The organism is Streptomyces sp. 13-12-16 (assembly GCF_002114215.1).
Classification (GTDB): Bacteria; Actinomycetota; Actinomycetes; order Streptomycetales; family Streptomycetaceae; genus Streptomyces.
Window position 1 is genome coordinate 1 of record NZ_NCTE01001318.1, and the last position, 368, is coordinate 368.

Annotated in this window: 1 protein-coding gene; it reads right to left on the minus strand. The window is 73.1% G+C overall.

From position 1 onward, the window contains the following. A partial coding sequence (locus tag B7767_RS47025; protein ID WP_085576258.1) for a hypothetical protein occupies positions 1 to 309 on the minus strand: 309 nt, incomplete at its 3' end. Between the last annotated feature and the right edge of the window lie 59 nt (positions 310 to 368).

Genomic DNA, 368 nt, shown 5'->3' on the forward strand with positions numbered 1-368 from the left:
CCCGGCGCCCTGCCGGCCGCCGCCCGCCCCCGCGCCGTGGGCACCGCCCACGAGGGAGGCGCCGAACGTGCTCGGGCTGCGGCCGCCGTACGAGCCCGCGCCGCGCGGGATGTTCCCGAAGGCGGTGAAGCCCAGCTCCTCCTCGCCGCTGCGGTCACCCGGCAGCGAACGGAAGGACTTGACGTACTCGGTGTAGAGGGCGTCGTAGATCGGCGTGGCCGAGAGGCCGCTCCGGGAGTCCCGTTCCGGGCGCACGGGTGCGGGGACCGAGGCGAGGGACTGGCGGTGGGGAACGTCGTATGCGTGCACGTATGTCCAAACGACCCCGTGCGGTAAGGGATGCGGCGTTTTTGCGGCTTTCGCCGGTT